Consider the following 15,316-nt stretch of genomic DNA (forward strand, 5'->3'; position numbering starts at 1 on the left):
AGGAACAGGCCATGCCATTTCCGCTGATCATACTGGGCGGCGGCCTCGCCACGGCAGCAGTGGCGTCTTGGCTGCATGGGCAGAAAAGCAAGCAGCCCGCCCTGCCCATCGCGGTGCCGGAAAACGCCACGGTCAAATCCCTGGTCGAACAGCACCAGCAGGACATGCAGCGGCGTAAGGAAGACGCAGACAAGGAGCTGAAAATAGCCCTGTTGGCGATGGGCGCCACCGGCCTATCGGAATTGCTTTACCCACCGTTGCTGCTGGTGTCCGTGCCGCTGACGCTGTACGGCTCCGCGCCTATTTTCCGTGATGCTTGGGAATACTGGCGGGAAAAGCGCCGCCTGCACTCCAGCGTCATCGACTCCATCGCCATTGTTGGCACAGTGGCGACTGGCTATTACTTCGCCGCCACCATTATCAACGGCATGTACTTTCTGGGGCAGAAAGTGCTGCTGAAGACCGAAGACCATTCCAACCAGAAACTGCTCAAACTGTTCCATGAGACGCCGCGCAGCGTCTGGCTATGGCGTGACGGGGCGGAAGTGGAGACCTTGTTTGAAGACGTGCACACCGGCCAGACCGTGGTGATCCATGCCGGTGAGGCGATCCCTTTCGACGGCCAGATTGTGCAAGGCATCGGCACGGTAGACCAGCACATGCTCACCGGCGAATCACGCCCGCAGGAAAAAACCGAGGGGGACGCCGTGTTCGCCAGCACCCTGCTGACGGCGGGCAAACTGCACATCCGCGTCGACAAGGCGGGCAAGGACACGGTTGCCGCCCAGATTGGCGAAATCCTGCAAAACACGCTGGATTTCAAGTCCACCGTCGAAGCGCGCGGCGTCCGCATCGCCAACCGGATGACCCTGCCCACCCTGGCGCTCAGTGGCCTGGCGTTGGGCAAGCTGGGGCCGGTCAGCGCCAGCGCGGTCGCCAATTGCAACTTCTCCGACATTATCCGCATCACCATCCCGCTGGGTGTGCTGAACCATCTCAAACTGGCGGCGGAACAGGGCATCCTGATCAAGGATGGCCGGGCGCTGGAGCTGTTGGGCGAGGTCGACACCGTGGTGTTCGACAAAACTGGCACGCTCACGCGTGAAGAACCCGAAGTTGGTCGGATCCACGCCTGCAACGGCTTCAGTGAAGAGCGCGTGCTGACATTGGCCGCCGCCGCCGAACACCGGCAGACGCACCCGGTGGCGCGCGCCATCCTGGAAGCGGCCCGCCAGCGCAAGCTGAAGCCCGAAAGCTGCGACCACACCCATTACGAACTGGGGCGTGGCATCCGTGCGCAAATCCAGGGGCAACAAATCCTGCTGGGCAGCCAGCGTTTCATGCAGCAGCAAGCCATCGCCATGCCGCCGGACGCCACCTGGCATGAGGCTGAGGCGGGCCACTCACTGCTGTATCTGGCGGTGGATGGCGAACTGGCGGGCGTGATCGAATTGCAGCCCCAACTCCGCCCCGAAATCCCCGCCATTATCCAGCAACTGCGCAAGCGCGGGCTGGAGCTGTGCATCCTGTCCGGCGACCAGGAACAGCCGACCCGGCAACTGGCGGAAGCGCTCGGCATCCAGCAATACTTCGCCGAAACCCTGCCGGAGGACAAGGCGCGCCATATCGAAAGCCTGCAAGCCGCCGGGCGCAAGGTCTGTTTCATCGGCGACGGCATCAATGACGCGGTCGCCATGAAAAAAGCCCAGGTCGCCATCTCGCTGGCGGGTGCCACCACTGTCGCCACCGACACCGCCAGCATCGTCTTTCTGGACAAGAGCCTGCAACAACTGGACGCCCTGTTCGGGCTGGCGAAAGGTTTCGAACGCAATATGAAGTCCGGGCTGGCCTGGTCGATCCTGCCCGGTGTCGCCGGAATCGGCGCGGTGTTTGCGCTGCATATGCGGATTTACGGCGCTGTGAGCCTCTATATCCTCAGCCTGGGTGCCGGTGCGGCCAACGCCACCCTACCGCTCCTACAGCACAAGAAAACCCCTCCGCCATGAGCGCCAGCCAATGCAGGCCGTTATTTTTCCAGCAAGCTCTTAACAATTCTTAACATTCTTGCCATCATGGTGGGGTGTATAATAATGAGGCTTTGTACCAAGGAGAAACGCCATGTTGAACTTTATTGTAGGGGCTGCCGTTGGCGCAGTCGCCACTTACGTTTTCAAAGACGAACAGGCCAAGCAATGGCTGGACGACACCAGTAAAAAGCTGCAAGAAGGTGCCGCTTCCTTCATGGATTCCTTCAAGAAGAAACCAGAGGAAACTGCTGCCGAAGCTGTCCAGACAACGGCGGAAGCTGTCGTCGAAACGGTGGAAACCATTGCCGACAAGGGTGAAAATATCGCGCCTGCTTGATGCGTGAGCCCTACGGGCGTTCAGTTTGGGCGTCCCGTAGGTTTTTTCGCCACAGCAAGCTGTTTTCCCTCCCGCAATGCTTGCTGAAATTCCGCTTGCGCCTGTTTGCCATCGAAGTTTTCCAGGCTGCCACCCGCCTCAAAATGGCGGATGAACACTTTGCCGACAGCAAAAATCACCCCCCCTGCCACTGCTGACAAGCCTAGATTGCCACCTATCGAACCGATTCCGGGTATTGCCTTGCTGATACTGCTCAACGCCATTAAAGCGGTGGTCGGCAATGAGCCGCACAACATGGCGACCACCAACGATTTGCCCCGCTCCTTATTGAAATCCACGCCGTAATGGGCGCTTAAGTTATCCAACATATTGAGTTGTGCGCCAGTCAGGGCCGCCACATCCAGGATCGGAATCGGTGCCAGGCTCAACGTCATGCCAACCGCCATGTGTTTCCTGACAATGCCCCAGGCTTGCTGGTGCCGGAGTTCGGTGTTAATAGGTTCGGCGGGGGGCGGTACGGCCACGCTGCCTGTTTCCGACGGCGCATTCTTTGTTCCCGCGCCGCCGTTGCCGTCCTCACTGGCGGGCTGGCGTATTTTCCAGCCCTTCAGTGCCCCTGCGTCCAGGCGTATCCTTGGCGGAGCCACACGCAAGCGGGATAGCCATTGACGCGGCAACCCGTGCGTGGAGCCATCACGTCGGGCAGACACCAATAAAACCAGCACCGCCAGCAGGATCAGCACGCCGCCCCCGGCCAGCAGCTTCAGCGGCAAGGCCCCAACCTCGCACCCGCCCATCATGGATGGGACAAACAGCACCAGGAGAATGAACCCCGTCATCATCAAAATAAGGGCTGGCGCCCAAACTTCGCACTTCAATTTCATATGTTGACACCCTAGCTCCATGGGTTTTTGCCGCATACTCTAGCATTTCATGAGGCGTCCAAATGTAAAGAAATGTTACGGATGCTTTTCATTGGAGCCACACCAGTGGAATAATGGGTCTGCTCAATTGATTGGCGGAGTAAGGGCATGATCCAGTTAGGCGTTCTGTTGATGGCGGGCGGCGTGGCGGGGGCGTTATGGCGCGACTACCGAAAAAAACAGGCATATAAAAGTCATGCCGCGCTACCCTATGCCAACCCGGAGCCGCAAACCTCCAAACTGCCACCGCCCACCCGCGTCAAAGTTTTTGATGATGTGGGGGAACTCAACCACTACCAGAAAATTTCCTGGTATGCGCTGGCATTCGCCGCCTCTGGCTCTTGGTTCTATCCGCCCGCCAGGCTGGTCAGTTTGCCGCTGCTCAGTTACAACACTTATCATTTTTTCCGCACCATCAGGCAATCGGACAAAGCTGACCAGAAATCCCCGGTCACCCTGTTTGAAAGCATTGGCATAGCCGGTTCGCTGGCGACCGGGAGCCCCTTCACCGCTTCAATGCTGATGGTGTTTTCGTTCGGGACCCGCAAGCTGCTGTTACAGGCGGGCAACATCTCCAACAACATCGGCTTTTCCCAGCCATTCAATCCGCGTTATGCCAAGGTATGGGTGATGCGCGACGGGGCTGAACTGGAAACCACAGTCGGCAACTTGCGCGAAGACGATGTCATTGTCTTGCATGCTGGCGACACCATCGCCCTGGAAGGCAAGGTTCTGGATGGTGTGGGCAGTGTGCGCCAATTCAGCCTGCGCAAACAGATGAAGCTGATCCCGAAACAGGAAGGCGACCGGGTGTACCCCTTCACCCAACTGGAATCCGGCTGCCTGCATGTGCAGGCTGTCTGAGCAACCAGCAGCCTGCCTTGCCGGACACTTTCACGTTTTTCCCGAACCAAACAGCTTGGCGATCTGGGCGGCACTTTCAGGGCTGAGTTCCTGCAAGATGCCGATAAAATCCTTGTTTACCAGATTGCGCGCCCGCGCCAACATCAGGGGAACCGGGCTGCCGGGTTCATAACGGGTGTAATACTCGCAAATCAAATCCAGCGCCCTGAGGACGTCATCGCGGTTTTGTATGCTCATGGGACTGTTTTCCCCTCCCTGCGTAATGGCGGCCATTTGAGGCGGCATAGCCATATTATTGCCTTCTGGCTTATTCAGGGTTTCCACTATGTTGTCCTGGGGCTTAATATTAACGGGTTCAGGAATTCTGGAGGCAACCAATTTAAAAGCCGCATCAATTATTTCCTGTAAAGCCATAAAGTTTGGCGCATTGGCATGCCCCACCTTATCCTGGAATAATTGGCTTATCCTGTTGATATATTGCCGACAGGCATCCAAGACATTTAAAACATCCGGCAAAACACCGGCCTCAATTGCCTCCCTAAATGCCGCTTCCACCCGCTGATATTGCTGGATTTCCTCATTTACCGTTGAGGTTTTGTGGTTTTGGGCTTCTTGTATATCATGGAGGCTGAATTTGCCGAATATTTTGGTAGTGATCAACGGCTGCCTTTTCATCGACATGAGAAAGCGGTAATCGACGAGGCAGAGCAGCGCATTGCCCCGCATGATGGCCGGGTTGCCGTCATCAGGGTCCAGTTCAGGGTGAAGGCAACCCCAAAAGGTTTCCAGCAAGGTCTTGGTCAGCAGCAAACCATCGCGGAAGCCCGTAAAACCGTCAGTATGCAGCAATGCGAGGCTCAGGCTGGCGGCGACCCGTAAATCTTTGGTGGAGTCGAACAATTGAAGAGCAAGTTTTTCAACCAGTTTCCAATCCGGTTCGACGGCGTCAATCACCGATTTGCCGATGGCGCGTTCGGGTTCCCCTTGCCGGGCTTTTTCCATTTCCATAAAAAGGCCGGAATATTCGGGGTCTTCACCACAGGGGCTATTTTCATTCAAGGGAGCGGTCAGCTTTTCAATATCAAGCATGGCGATTTACTAATATGCTAATGTTTATTTACAGACTGTAAAGCAATCCATAACTCATGGAACTGTTGTCTATAATAAGATTCAGCATATAAAAATATCAAGCAATGCCTATTTTCGGCGGGCGCGGAAACTTATTCACAAGCGTGTGGACAGATAAGTAAGGAGGTCAACAATGGCCAAACAAAGCAGCCAGAAATTTATCGGCAGAAACCGGGCGCCACGGGTGCAGATTGAATACGACGTTGAACTTTACGGGGCGGAAAAGAAAATCCAGCTGCCTTTTATTATGGGCGTGCTGGCTGATTTGTCGGGCCAGCCCGCAGAAGCATTGGCACCGGTCAGCGACCGCAAGTTTCTGGAAATCGATGTCGACAATTTCGATGAACGCATGAAAGCCATGAAACCGAGGGCGGCTTTCCGGGTGCCGAACACGCTGACGGGCGAGGGCAATCTCAGCGTCGACCTCACCTTTGAAAACATGGATGACTTTTCCCCCGCCGCCGTCGCCGCCAAAGTGGAGCCATTGCGCCAGCTATTGGAAGCGCGCACCCAACTGAAAAACCTGCTGACCTACATGGACGGCAAATCCGGGGCCGAGGAACTGATCGCCCAGGCGCTCAAAGATCCGGCGCTGCTGCAATCGCTGACCGCAGCGCCCAAACCGGCAGGCGGGGATGCACAGGCAACGGACACCGCCAGCAAACCGGCGGGGGAGGAATAAGGCATGGCTGATGTGATGCAGGAAACCGGCGCGGCCCCCCAGGCGCAAGCCGTGGAAACGGATGCTTTCGCCGCATTGCTGGAAAAGGAATTCAAACCGAAATCCGACCGCTCAAAGGAGGCGGTGGAGCAGGCCGTCAAAACCCTGGCGGAACAGGCGCTGGCCAAAACCGGGCTGGTGTCGGACGACGCTGTCCGCACCATTGAATCCCTGATCGCCGAAATCGACCAGCGCATGACGGAGCAGGTCAACCTGATCCTCCACCATGAGAATTTCCAGAAACTGGAAAGCAGTTGGCGCGGCCTGCACTACTTGGTCAACAACACCGAAACGGATGAAATGCTCAAAATCCGGGTGCTCAACATTTCCAAGCAGGATTTGCACAAGAGCCTGAAAAAATTCAAGGGCACCGCCTGGGACCAAAGCCCACTGTTCAAGAAAATCTACAACGAGGAATACAGCCAGTTCGGCGGCGAACCGTATGGCTGCCTGGTGGGGGATTACTACTTCGACCACAGCCCGCCGGATGTGGAATTGCTGGGCGAAATCGCACAGATTTCCGCCGCCGCGCATGCGCCCTTCATCACCGCGCCTTCCCCCACTCTGCTGAATATGGATAGCTGGCAGGAACTCAGCAACCCGCGTGACCTGACCAAGATTTTCCAGACACCGGAATACGCGGCGTGGCGTTCGCTGCGGGATGCCGAGGATTCCCGCTATATCGGGCTGGCGATGCCGCGTTTTCTCGGGCGCCTGCCTTACGGGGCCAAAACCAACCCGGTCGAGGCGTTCGCGTTCGAGGAAGCCGTGGAAGGCGCGCAGCACAACCGCTATTGCTGGGTGAACGCCGCCTATGCGATGGCGCGCAATATCAATTTGGCCTTCAAGCTGTACGGCTGGTGCTCACGCATTCGCGGGGTCGAATCCGGCGGCGCGGTTGAAGGGCTGCCCACCCACACCTTCCCCACCGATGACGGCGGCGTGGACATGAAATGCCCGACCGAAATCGCCATCGACGACCGCCGTGAAGCCGAGCTGGCCAAAAACGGCATGATGCCACTGCTGCACAAGAAGAATTCAGATTTCGCCGCCTTCATCGGCGCGCAGTCGCTGCAAAAGCCGGTGGAATACGACGACCCCGACGCCACCGCCAACGCCAACTTGGCGGCGCGCCTGCCCTACCTGTTCGCCACCTGCCGGTTTGCGCATTACCTGAAATGCATCGTGCGCGACAAGATCGGCTCCTTCAAGGAGCGCGAGGACATGGAAAAGTGGCTGAACAAATGGGTCATGAACTATGTCGAGCCGAATCCGGGATCGGCTTCCGAAGAGGACAAGGCGAGGAAACCGCTGTCTGCCGCGCAGGTGGTGGTCGAATCAGTCGAGGGCAACCCCGGTTATTACACCTCGAAATTCTATCTGCGCCCGCATTACCAGTTGGAAGGGCTTACGGTTTCTTTGCGGCTGGTTTCCAAACTGCCTTCCGAAAAATAAGCGGCGGCAGGGGCATACCCGATAACTTGTGGAGGACAATGCAATGGCAGTTGATATGTTTCTCAAAATCGAAGGCATCGACGGGGAAAGCACCGATGACAAACATCCAAAATGGATAGAGATTGACAGCTATAGCCACGGGGTTTCCCAGCCGGTTTCCGGGGCCAGCCGCACCGGCGGGCGCACCGGCGGGCGCGCTGACTTTCAGGATTTCATCATCGTCAAGACCGTGGACACCTCCACACCCGACCTGCACCTGCATTGCTGCAACGGCAAGCACATCCCCAAAATCGAAATCGAATGCTGTCTGGCGACCGGGGACAAACATGTGTTCATGAAATACGAAATGGAGGATGTGATCGTCAGCGCCATCACGGCAGGCGGCAGCGCCCAGGAAGTGCGCCCCTCGGAAACGGTTTCGTTCGCCTACGGCAAGATCAAGTGGGAATACACCCCGATTGACCAGACTGGTGCCGCCGGAGCCTCCAGTGACCGCACCTGGGATCTGGAAAAGAACAAGCAGGCCTGATGCGCCTGCCAACGGAGCCTGGGTATGCAGCATGAGGAATACCTGAAACAGGGCCAGTTGCCGGAAGCATTGGCCAACTTGCAGGAACAGGTGAGGAACGACCCGGCCAACAGCCGCTACCGTGTCCTGCTGTTCCAGTTGCTGGCGGTGCTGGGGCAATGGGAGCGCGCCCTGAAACAGTTGGATGTGTTGCGCGGCATGGATGATGCGGCGCTGGCAATGGTGCACCTGTACCGTTCCGCCATCGCCAGCGAAATGTTGCGCGAACAGGTGTTCCGGGGGGAACGCGAGCCGGTGTTCCTCGGCCAACCCGAGGAATGGCAGGCACTGCTGTGGCAGGCGCTCAAGCTGACGGCGACGGGCGAACAGGCTGCGGCAGGCGAAATCCGCGCCCAGGCGCTGGAGCTTGCGCCGACTTCCAGCGGGACTCTCAACGGCATGGCGTTTGCCTGGATAGCCGACGCCGATTCCCGCCTGGGCCCATTGCTGGAAATCATCACCGATGGCGGCTACCGCTGGGCTTCTTTCACCCATATCCGCATGCTGACAGTGGAAGCGCCGGAAGACTTGCGCGATATGGTGTGGCTGCCTGCGCACATCCTGTGGCAAAGCGGCGGCGAAGCCTACGCCTTGCTGCCCGCCCGTTACCCCGGCTCGGCGCAGCGCGGTGGCGCGCTGGCCCTATCACGGCAAACCCAATGGGAGGAAGCCGCGCCGGACACCTATTGCGGTTACGGCCAACGGATACTGGTGACGGACGCTGACGAATACCCCTTGATGGACATACGTGCCGTGGAATTCACGCCGCAAAGGCAGGCAGGCGATGCCGGATGAACCCTACCTGCCTTCGCTGCTGGATCGGCTGACGGATGATTCCTACCTCAGCGGGATGGCCAATGCCTGCCGCACTGAAATGGATGGGTTGCTGAAAAAGCTGGCCAACCAGGCGGATGCAGCGGCAGAAACCCGCCAGCAATGGCAACAGGCGCTCAAACAGCAGCAACAGCAACTCAGCTACCTGCAAGGGATAACCGGCTCCCGCCAGAACCTGCGCGATTGCGTCAAGCGCGACCTGCAATGGCTGCTGAACACCCACAATATGTGCCAAAGCGATCTGGAGGAAAACTACCCGGAAACCGCCAAGTCAGTGCTGAATTACGGCCTGCCCGACCTGACCGGGCGGACGGCTTCCAGCCTGGAGCTCGGCAAGCTGGAAAAGATGCTGGAGAAGGCCATCCTGCTGTTCGAACCCAGAATCCTGCCGGATTCCCTGCAACTGCGCCTGCTCAGCAACGAATCCATGCTCGACCACAACGCGCTGATGTTCGAAATCACCGCGCAACTCTGGGCGGAACCGACCCCGCTATACCTGCAACTGACCACCCAACTTGATCTGGAAAACGGCGAGATCAAAATTTTGGAGTAACGGAACCCCATGCACCCCAAACTGCTCGGCTACTACGAAAAGGAACTGAATTTCCTGCGCGGGATGGGCAAGGAGTTTGCGGAACGTTACCCAGAAGCCGGGCAAAAGCTGGATCTGGGCCGGTTTGAATGCGCCGACCCGTATGTGGAGCGGCTGCTGGAAGGTTTCGCCTTTCTAGCCGCGCGGGTGCAGTTGAAGCTGGATGCTGAATTCCCCGATTTCACCCAGTATCTGCTCAACATTGTCTACCCCCATTACTTGTCGCCAACGCCGTCGATGGCGATTGTGCGCATGGCGGCGGACATGAAAGGCGGGGTGACCGCAGAAGGTTTCCGTCTGCCGCGTGGCGCACGGCTGTTCAGCGACCCGGTGGCGGGCGGGCAGTCCCGCTGTGAATTCCGCACTGCCCGCGACGTGGCGTTGTGGCCGCTGACGGTCAGCGCGGCGGAATACCTGTCGGCGGCGGATGCTGGCTATTACCCCAGCGGCGGACGGCAGGCGCGCTCCGGCTTGCGGCTGCGTTTGCAGGCGGCGGAAGGCGTGCCCATCAATACCCTGGCGTTGGATGAACTGGTGTTTTACCTGGATGGTGGGCGTGAAACCACCGGGCGGATCTACGAACTGCTGGCGGCGCATACCGCATCCATCGTGGTACAGCCGATGACTTCCGGCGGCAAGGCAGCGTGGAGCCAGACCTTGCCCGCCAGCATGCTGCAACCGCTGGGCTTTAGCGATGAGGAAGCCTTGCTGCCGTATACGGACGCGTCATTCCAGGGCTACCGACTGTTGCAGGAGTATTACGCCTTCCCCGAGCGTTTCCTGTTCGTGCGGCTTGCTGGGCTGCAACCGGCCATCCGCAGGCTGAAGGAGGGCGAAGGGCTGGAAATCGTCTGCCTGTTCAGCGACCGCAACGAACTGCTGCGGGGCGCGCTGGATGCAGGCAATTTCCTGCTGCATTGCGCGCCCGCCATCAACCTGTTTCCGCGCCGCGCCGACCGCATCCACGTCTCCCCACAGGCGCGGGAACATCAGGTGATCGTCGACCGCACCCATGCGCAGGATTACGAGGTGTATGCCATCACCGGGGTCAGCGGCTACGATGTCAATTTGCAGGAAAGCCAGCAATTCCGGGCATTCTACGATTGCCGCAATGGCGACAAGACGGGCAATGCCTATTACAGCTGGCGGCGCGTGCCGCATCTGCCGCCAACCAACAGCCGCACCGGCAAGGATTATCAGGGCAGCGAGGTTTACCTGTCGCTGGTGGATGGCCGGGGGGAAGCTTACCTTGCCGGGTTGAAACAATTGGGTGTCGGCGTGTTGTGCACCAACCGCGATGCGCCTTTGTACGTCTACCAGAATCGCGGGCGGGTCGGCTTCACCCTGGAGGAAAGCGCCCCGGTCACACGGGTGGAAAGCATCGCCGGGCCCAGCCGCCCGCGCCCTGCCCATGCCGAAGGGGAACGCGCCTGGCGTCTGATCAACCATCTATCCCTGAACTATCTGTCGCTGCTGGACAATGAACGCCAGCAGGGCGCGGCGGCCTTGCGCGAATTGCTGCGGCTGTATGCGGATGAAGGCTCCGCCGGTTTCAGCAAGCAACTGGAAGGTTTGCTCTCTGTCAGCAGCGAGCCGGTGGTGCGGCGTCTGCCGGGGGCCGGGCCGATCACCTTTGGCCGGGGTGTGGGCATCACCCTGCATTGCCGGGACAGCGCCTTCGACGGGCTGGGCGCATTCCTGCTGGGTTCGGTGCTGGAAAAGTTTTTTGCCCGCTATGTTTCGATCAACAGTTTTACCCAGATGACCCTGACCACGGTGGAACGGGGGGAGGTGATGCGATGGCCAGTGCGGACGGGAACGACCCCGGTGCTGTAGACATCCTGCCGGAACTGGGTGAACAGATCCGGCAGTACGATTTTTTCGCGGCCCTGCGGCGGCTGGAGCGCCAGTTTGCGCAGCATCCGCGCCTGGGGGAAAGCTTGCGTCCGGCGGAAGACGCAATCCGGCTGGGGCAGGAGCCTTCCGACCTGTTTGCGCCTTCCACGCTGCATTCCTGCCAACCGGATGAGGATGGGCGCTGGCGGCTGAAAGTGCTGTTTTTCGGGCTGTTCGGGCCGCAGGGGCCGTTGCCGCTGCACCTGACCGAATACGCCCGCGAGCGCATCCGCCATGCCCGCGACCATTCGCTGGTGGATTTCCTGGATTTGTTCCACCACCGCCTGCTCAGCCTGTTTTACCGCGCCTGGGCGAACAAGGAGCCGACCGTCCAGTATGACCGCCCGGCTGACAACCGTTTCCATGCCTACATCGGTTCGCTGCTGGGGATAGGCGTTCCCGAACTGCAAAACCGGGATGCCATGCCGGATGACAACAAGCTGTATTTCGCCGCGCACCTGGGGTCGCAGACCCGCCATGTCAGCGGGTTGGAAGCCTTGCTCAAAGCCTTTTTCCAGATGCCGTTGCACATCGAGGAATTCGTCGGCGAGTGGCTGAAGATACCGCCGGAAAGCCAGTCCCGCCTGGGGCGGGCGGCGGGCGGGCAGTTGGGGATGGACGCCGTGCTGGGCCGTTACAGCTGGCAGCGGCAGTACAAGTTCCGTATCCGCCTAGGGCCGATGCGTTTGCAGGAATACGAAGCCCTGCTGCCGGGCGGGGACAAGCTGAAGCTGCTGGGGACCATTATCCGGAACTACCTGGGCGACGACCTGAACTGGGATGTGCAATTGGCGTTGCGCAAGGAAGAAGTCCCTCCGGCGCGGCTGGGCGGCTACGGGCGGTTGGGCCTGACCACCTGGATCGCTACGCAAACCCTGACGCGGGATGCGGATGACCTCGCCATTGGCCGCGAACGGCTCAGGCATGACACTGTTTAAAACAACACTGAATGGGGAATTGAGCATGAAACGGAAAACGGGAATACCTCTGCTGCTGGCTTGTTTATGCCTGCTATTGCTGCCGTTGCAAGCCATGGCGAAGGACAGTGCCATCATCGTCTTTGACGGTTCCGGCAGCATGTGGGGGCTGGTTGACGGCAAGCCCAAAATCGAAGTCGCCCGCGATGTCATGGGCGCGCTGGTGCAGGACTGGAACGAAGACATCAACCTCGGCCTGATGGTGTACGGCCACCGCGAAAAAGGCAGTTGCGACGATATTGAAATGGTGGTGCCGGTTGGTGCGCCGGATGGTTCCAAAGTCATGCAGGCGATCAAGCAGATCACCCCCAAAGGCAAAACCCCGATCAGCGCCGCGCTCAAACAGGCGGCTGAAAACCTGCGCTACACCGAAGACCCGGCGACTGTCATCCTGATCAGCGATGGCGAGGAAAGCTGCAATGCCGACCCCTGCGCCGTGGCGAAGGAACTGGAGGGCAAAGGCATCCATTTCACTGCCCATGTGATCGGTTTCGACATCAAGGGCAACCAGCAGGCGCAGGAACAGCTCAAGTGCGTGGCAGAAAGCACCGGCGGCAAATTCTTCGAGGCGCAGAACACCGAGGGCCTGAAGGAAGCGCTGGCGGAAACCGCCAAAGCTGTGGCGGAGCCGCCGCCTGCGCCGCCCAAACCCGCGCCTGCGCCCGAGAAGAAAAAAGCTGCCGCCGAAACCGGCCTGAAAGTGGCGACGGCACTGACGGCAGGCGGCGCGCCACTGACCGACAAACTGGCCTATTCCGTGGAAAAGCCTGAGAAAAATATTGAAGGCAAGCGCGAACAGGTCAGTTATTCCTACGACGCCCAGCCGGTTTTCAAGCTGCCTGCGGGCAAATACGTGGTGGTGGTGAAATATGGCGACGCCGGGACGGAAGCGGAAGTCGAAGTGCGCGATGGGGAAGCGGTCAGCCAGACCCTGGTGCTCAACGCCGGTTACCTGAAAATGGCCGCGCTGCCGAAGGAAGGTGCCAAACCGCTGGACGACAAGCTTGCCTACGCCGTTTACACCCAGGAGCGGGATCTGGAAGGCAAGCGCAAACAGGTGTCGTATTCCTATGACGCACAGCCCTTGTTCCGCCTGCCGGAAGGCAAGTATTTCGTCACCGTGCAGCACGGCGATGCCGAAACCGGCGGCGATGTCGAAGTCAAGGCAGGCCAACAAACTGAGCAGCAACTGGTACTGAATGTCGGCTACCTGAGCCTGTCGGCCTTGCCGAAGGAAGGTGCCGCGCCGTTGGCCGACAAGCTTTCCTACGCCGTCTACACCCAGGAGCAGGATCTGGAAGGCAAGCGCAAACAGGTGTCGTATTCCTATGATGCGCAACCCTTGTTCCGCCTGCCTGCGGGCAAGTATTTCATCACTGTCCAGCACGGCGAAGCGGAAACCGGCGGCGATTTCGAGGTGACGGCGGGCGAACGCAAGGAAGGCAAGCTGGTGCTGAATGTCGGCTATTTGCAGGTGTCGACCGTGCCGAAGGAAGGCGCGGCGGCGCTGGACGACAAGCTTTCCTACGCCGTCTATACCCAGGAACAGGACTTGGAAGGCAAGCGCAAACAGCTTGCGTACTCCTACGACGCGCAACCTTTGTTCCGGCTGCCGCAGGGGCATTACTTCCTGACCGTCAAGTACGGGGAACAACAGGCATCGCAGGAAGTCGATGTCACCGCCGGGCAACGCAGCACCGCCGTGCTGAACCTTGCTGCGCCTGCGCCCGCTCCGACTGAGGCGCCTGCGCCCACGCCTGCTCCGGCCACTGAACCTGCGCCCGCCGCACCTGCTGTTGCCCCGACGACTGCGCCTGCGCCCGCCGCGCCTGCTGCCGCTCCGGCTGAAACGCCTGTGCCTGCACCCGCCACACCGACTTCCCCTGCTGCCCCGGCGCAGCCCTGAGCGATGGCAGTCCCCAATCACGACATTCGGGAAGTGATCGGGCAAGGCGGCATGGCGACCGTTTACCGTGCGGAGCATGTGCTGCTGAAACAGGAACGGGCGCTCAAGCTCATGTCGGCGGAGCTTTCCCGCGAGCCGGGGTTCCAGGAAAGCTTCCTGCGTGAAGGCCAGACCGTGGCGGGTTTGCAGCACCCCAATATCGTCACTATCCACGATATTGGCCAGTGCGGGGACGGGTATTTCATGTCAATGGAATACCTGCGCGGCGGTAGTTTGCAAGCGCGGCTCAAAGCCGGGCCGTTGCCCTTGCAGGAAGCGTTGACGGTGTTGCGGCAGGTTGGAGGCGCGCTGGCGCATGCGCATGAACGGGGTTTGATCCACCGCGACATCAAGCCCGCCAATATCCTGTTCCGCGCCAATGGCGAGGCGGTGCTGACCGATTTCGGCATCAGCAAGTTGCAGGATACGGACAGCGACCTGACCCGCCACGGTTACGCCATGCTGGGCACGCCGCGCTACATGAGCCCGGAGCAGACCGGGGCGCAGCGGCTGGATCGGCGTTCCGACATTTATTCGCTGGCACTGGTGTTCTACGAAATGCTGGCAGGCAAAACGGCGATCCGGGCGGATACGGTGGCGCAGATTATCCGCGAACATGCGCTCGCCCCACCGCCGGTGCTGCCGGAGCATTACGCCTGCCTGCAAGCGGTGTTGGACAAGGCGCTGGCGAAACAGCCGGAGGAGCGTTACAGCAACGTCGCGGCGTTTTTGCAAGCAGTGGAGCAAAGTCTGGCGGCGGGGGCGGAAGACCAAACGGTCATCCTCCCGCCACCGCAGGCCACGGAACCGCCTGCCAAGCGGGGCAGGCGGCCAGCGTTGTATCTATTGCCGCTGTTGCTGCTGCCAACAGGTGCAGGCTGGTGGTACTGGGCGGGAGGCAAGGCGGAACAGGCACCATCAGCGGTTACGCCGCCAGTTGTTCCGGCAGCAAGTATCCCGGCCAAGGAGGTGGAAGCGCACACGCCGCCTCCGCCTGTACCGCCGGAACCCGCCGCCCCACAAGAGCTTGCCGCCGTACCCGTGCAGCC

Annotated in this window: 14 protein-coding genes; 12 read left to right on the forward strand and 2 right to left on the reverse strand. The window is 59.7% G+C overall.

Annotated features, from left to right (window positions below):
* Window positions 1-11 precede the first annotated feature (11 nt).
* Together VSS37_RS09725 and VSS37_RS09730 are read left to right on the forward strand one after the other, a co-directional pair.
* Window positions 12-2,006 (forward strand): heavy metal translocating P-type ATPase, encoded by a 1,995-nt coding sequence (locus VSS37_RS09725; protein WP_324694734.1) that lies wholly within the window; start codon window positions 12-14, stop codon window positions 2,004-2,006.
* A gap of 112 nt (window positions 2,007-2,118) precedes the next feature.
* Window positions 2,119-2,364, forward strand: a complete 246-nt coding sequence (locus VSS37_RS09730; RefSeq protein ID WP_324694736.1) for a hypothetical protein — start codon at window positions 2,119-2,121, stop codon at window positions 2,362-2,364.
* A 20-nt stretch (window positions 2,365-2,384) separates the two neighbouring features.
* Here VSS37_RS09730 and VSS37_RS09735 read toward each other — a convergent pair whose 3' ends face one another.
* A complete protein-coding gene (locus tag VSS37_RS09735; protein ID WP_324694739.1) occupies window positions 2,385-3,248 on the reverse strand; it encodes a YcjF family protein in 864 nt (287 codons plus the stop codon).
* Window positions 3,249-3,395: 147 nt separating this feature from the next.
* Between VSS37_RS09735 and VSS37_RS09740 the strand changes: the two genes are divergently transcribed.
* Window positions 3,396-4,151 carry a P-type ATPase actuator domain-containing protein gene (locus tag VSS37_RS09740; protein ID WP_324694741.1) on the forward strand — a complete coding sequence of 252 codons (756 nt, stop codon included), beginning with the start codon at window positions 3,396-3,398 and terminating at the stop codon, window positions 4,149-4,151.
* 30 nt (window positions 4,152-4,181) lie between these two features.
* On the opposite strand, the gene tssA is transcribed toward VSS37_RS09740, so the two are convergent.
* The gene (gene tssA, locus VSS37_RS09745; RefSeq protein ID WP_324694744.1) at window positions 4,182-5,240 is read right to left on the reverse strand and encodes a type VI secretion system protein TssA; all 1,059 of its coding nucleotides are present in this window, start codon (window positions 5,238-5,240) and stop codon (window positions 4,182-4,184) included.
* Window positions 5,241-5,412: 172 nt separating this feature from the next.
* On the opposite strand from tssA, the gene tssB reads away from it, so the two are divergent.
* The 9 genes from tssB to VSS37_RS09790 all read left to right on the forward strand — a co-directional run.
* Window positions 5,413-5,961 carry a type VI secretion system contractile sheath small subunit gene (gene tssB / locus VSS37_RS09750; protein ID WP_324694745.1) on the forward strand — a complete coding sequence of 183 codons (549 nt, stop codon included), beginning with the start codon at window positions 5,413-5,415 and terminating at the stop codon, window positions 5,959-5,961.
* 3 nt (window positions 5,962-5,964) lie between these two features.
* The gene (gene tssC / locus VSS37_RS09755; protein ID WP_324694747.1) at window positions 5,965-7,455 is read left to right on the forward strand and encodes a type VI secretion system contractile sheath large subunit; all 1,491 of its coding nucleotides are present in this window, start codon (window positions 5,965-5,967) and stop codon (window positions 7,453-7,455) included.
* Window positions 7,456-7,498: 43 nt separating this feature from the next.
* The gene (locus VSS37_RS09760; RefSeq protein ID WP_324694749.1) at window positions 7,499-7,984 is read left to right on the forward strand and encodes an Hcp family type VI secretion system effector; all 486 of its coding nucleotides are present in this window, start codon (window positions 7,499-7,501) and stop codon (window positions 7,982-7,984) included.
* A 24-nt stretch (window positions 7,985-8,008) separates the two neighbouring features.
* Window positions 8,009-8,818 carry a type VI secretion system accessory protein TagJ gene (locus VSS37_RS09765; RefSeq protein ID WP_324694751.1) on the forward strand — a complete coding sequence of 270 codons (810 nt, stop codon included), beginning with the start codon at window positions 8,009-8,011 and terminating at the stop codon, window positions 8,816-8,818.
* Window positions 8,772-9,410, forward strand: coding sequence for a type VI secretion system baseplate subunit TssE (gene tssE / locus VSS37_RS09770; RefSeq protein ID WP_324694752.1), 639 nt, complete (start codon window positions 8,772-8,774; stop codon window positions 9,408-9,410). Before VSS37_RS09765 ends, tssE begins: the two co-directional genes overlap by 47 nt.
* A 9-nt stretch (window positions 9,411-9,419) precedes the next feature.
* The gene (tssF, locus tag VSS37_RS09775; protein ID WP_324694754.1) at window positions 9,420-11,285 is read left to right on the forward strand and encodes a type VI secretion system baseplate subunit TssF; all 1,866 of its coding nucleotides are present in this window, start codon (window positions 9,420-9,422) and stop codon (window positions 11,283-11,285) included.
* Entirely contained in the window at window positions 11,249-12,283 is a 1,035-nt protein-coding gene (tssG, locus tag VSS37_RS09780) for a type VI secretion system baseplate subunit TssG (RefSeq protein ID WP_324694756.1), read from the forward strand. The genes tssF and tssG overlap by 37 nt, the downstream gene beginning before the upstream one ends.
* A gap of 25 nt (window positions 12,284-12,308) precedes the next feature.
* Window positions 12,309-14,228 (forward strand): vWA domain-containing protein, encoded by a 1,920-nt coding sequence (locus VSS37_RS09785; RefSeq protein ID WP_324694758.1) that lies wholly within the window; start codon window positions 12,309-12,311, stop codon window positions 14,226-14,228.
* 3 nt (window positions 14,229-14,231) lie between these two features.
* A partial coding sequence (locus VSS37_RS09790; protein WP_324694759.1) for a serine/threonine-protein kinase occupies window positions 14,232-15,316 on the forward strand: 1,085 nt, incomplete at its 3' end.

This window comes from Candidatus Thiothrix phosphatis (genome assembly GCF_035668035.1).
GTDB lineage: Bacteria > Pseudomonadota > Gammaproteobacteria > Thiotrichales > Thiotrichaceae > Thiothrix > Thiothrix phosphatis.

Excerpts from the sequence above, each read along its gene's own strand:
- VSS37_RS09725 (WP_324694734.1), top strand. The coding sequence starts at position 12 with ATGCCATTTCCGCTGATCATACTGGGCGGCGGCCTCGCCACGGCAGCA.
- VSS37_RS09730 (WP_324694736.1), top strand. The coding sequence starts at position 2,119 with ATGTTGAACTTTATTGTAGGGGCTGCCGTTGGCGCAGTCGCCACTTAC.
- VSS37_RS09735 (WP_324694739.1), bottom strand. The coding sequence starts at position 3,248 with ATGAAATTGAAGTGCGAAGTTTGGGCGCCAGCCCTTATTTTGATGATG.
- VSS37_RS09740 (WP_324694741.1), top strand. The coding sequence starts at position 3,396 with ATGATCCAGTTAGGCGTTCTGTTGATGGCGGGCGGCGTGGCGGGGGCG.
- tssA (WP_324694744.1), bottom strand. The coding sequence starts at position 5,240 with ATGCTTGATATTGAAAAGCTGACCGCTCCCTTGAATGAAAATAGCCCC.
- tssB (WP_324694745.1), top strand. The coding sequence starts at position 5,413 with ATGGCCAAACAAAGCAGCCAGAAATTTATCGGCAGAAACCGGGCGCCA.
- tssC (WP_324694747.1), top strand. The coding sequence starts at position 5,965 with ATGGCTGATGTGATGCAGGAAACCGGCGCGGCCCCCCAGGCGCAAGCC.
- VSS37_RS09760 (WP_324694749.1), top strand. The coding sequence starts at position 7,499 with ATGGCAGTTGATATGTTTCTCAAAATCGAAGGCATCGACGGGGAAAGC.
- VSS37_RS09765 (WP_324694751.1), top strand. The coding sequence starts at position 8,009 with ATGCAGCATGAGGAATACCTGAAACAGGGCCAGTTGCCGGAAGCATTG.
- tssF (WP_324694754.1), top strand. The coding sequence starts at position 9,420 with ATGCACCCCAAACTGCTCGGCTACTACGAAAAGGAACTGAATTTCCTG.
- tssG (WP_324694756.1), top strand. The coding sequence starts at position 11,249 with ATGGCCAGTGCGGACGGGAACGACCCCGGTGCTGTAGACATCCTGCCG.
- VSS37_RS09785 (WP_324694758.1), top strand. The coding sequence starts at position 12,309 with ATGAAACGGAAAACGGGAATACCTCTGCTGCTGGCTTGTTTATGCCTG.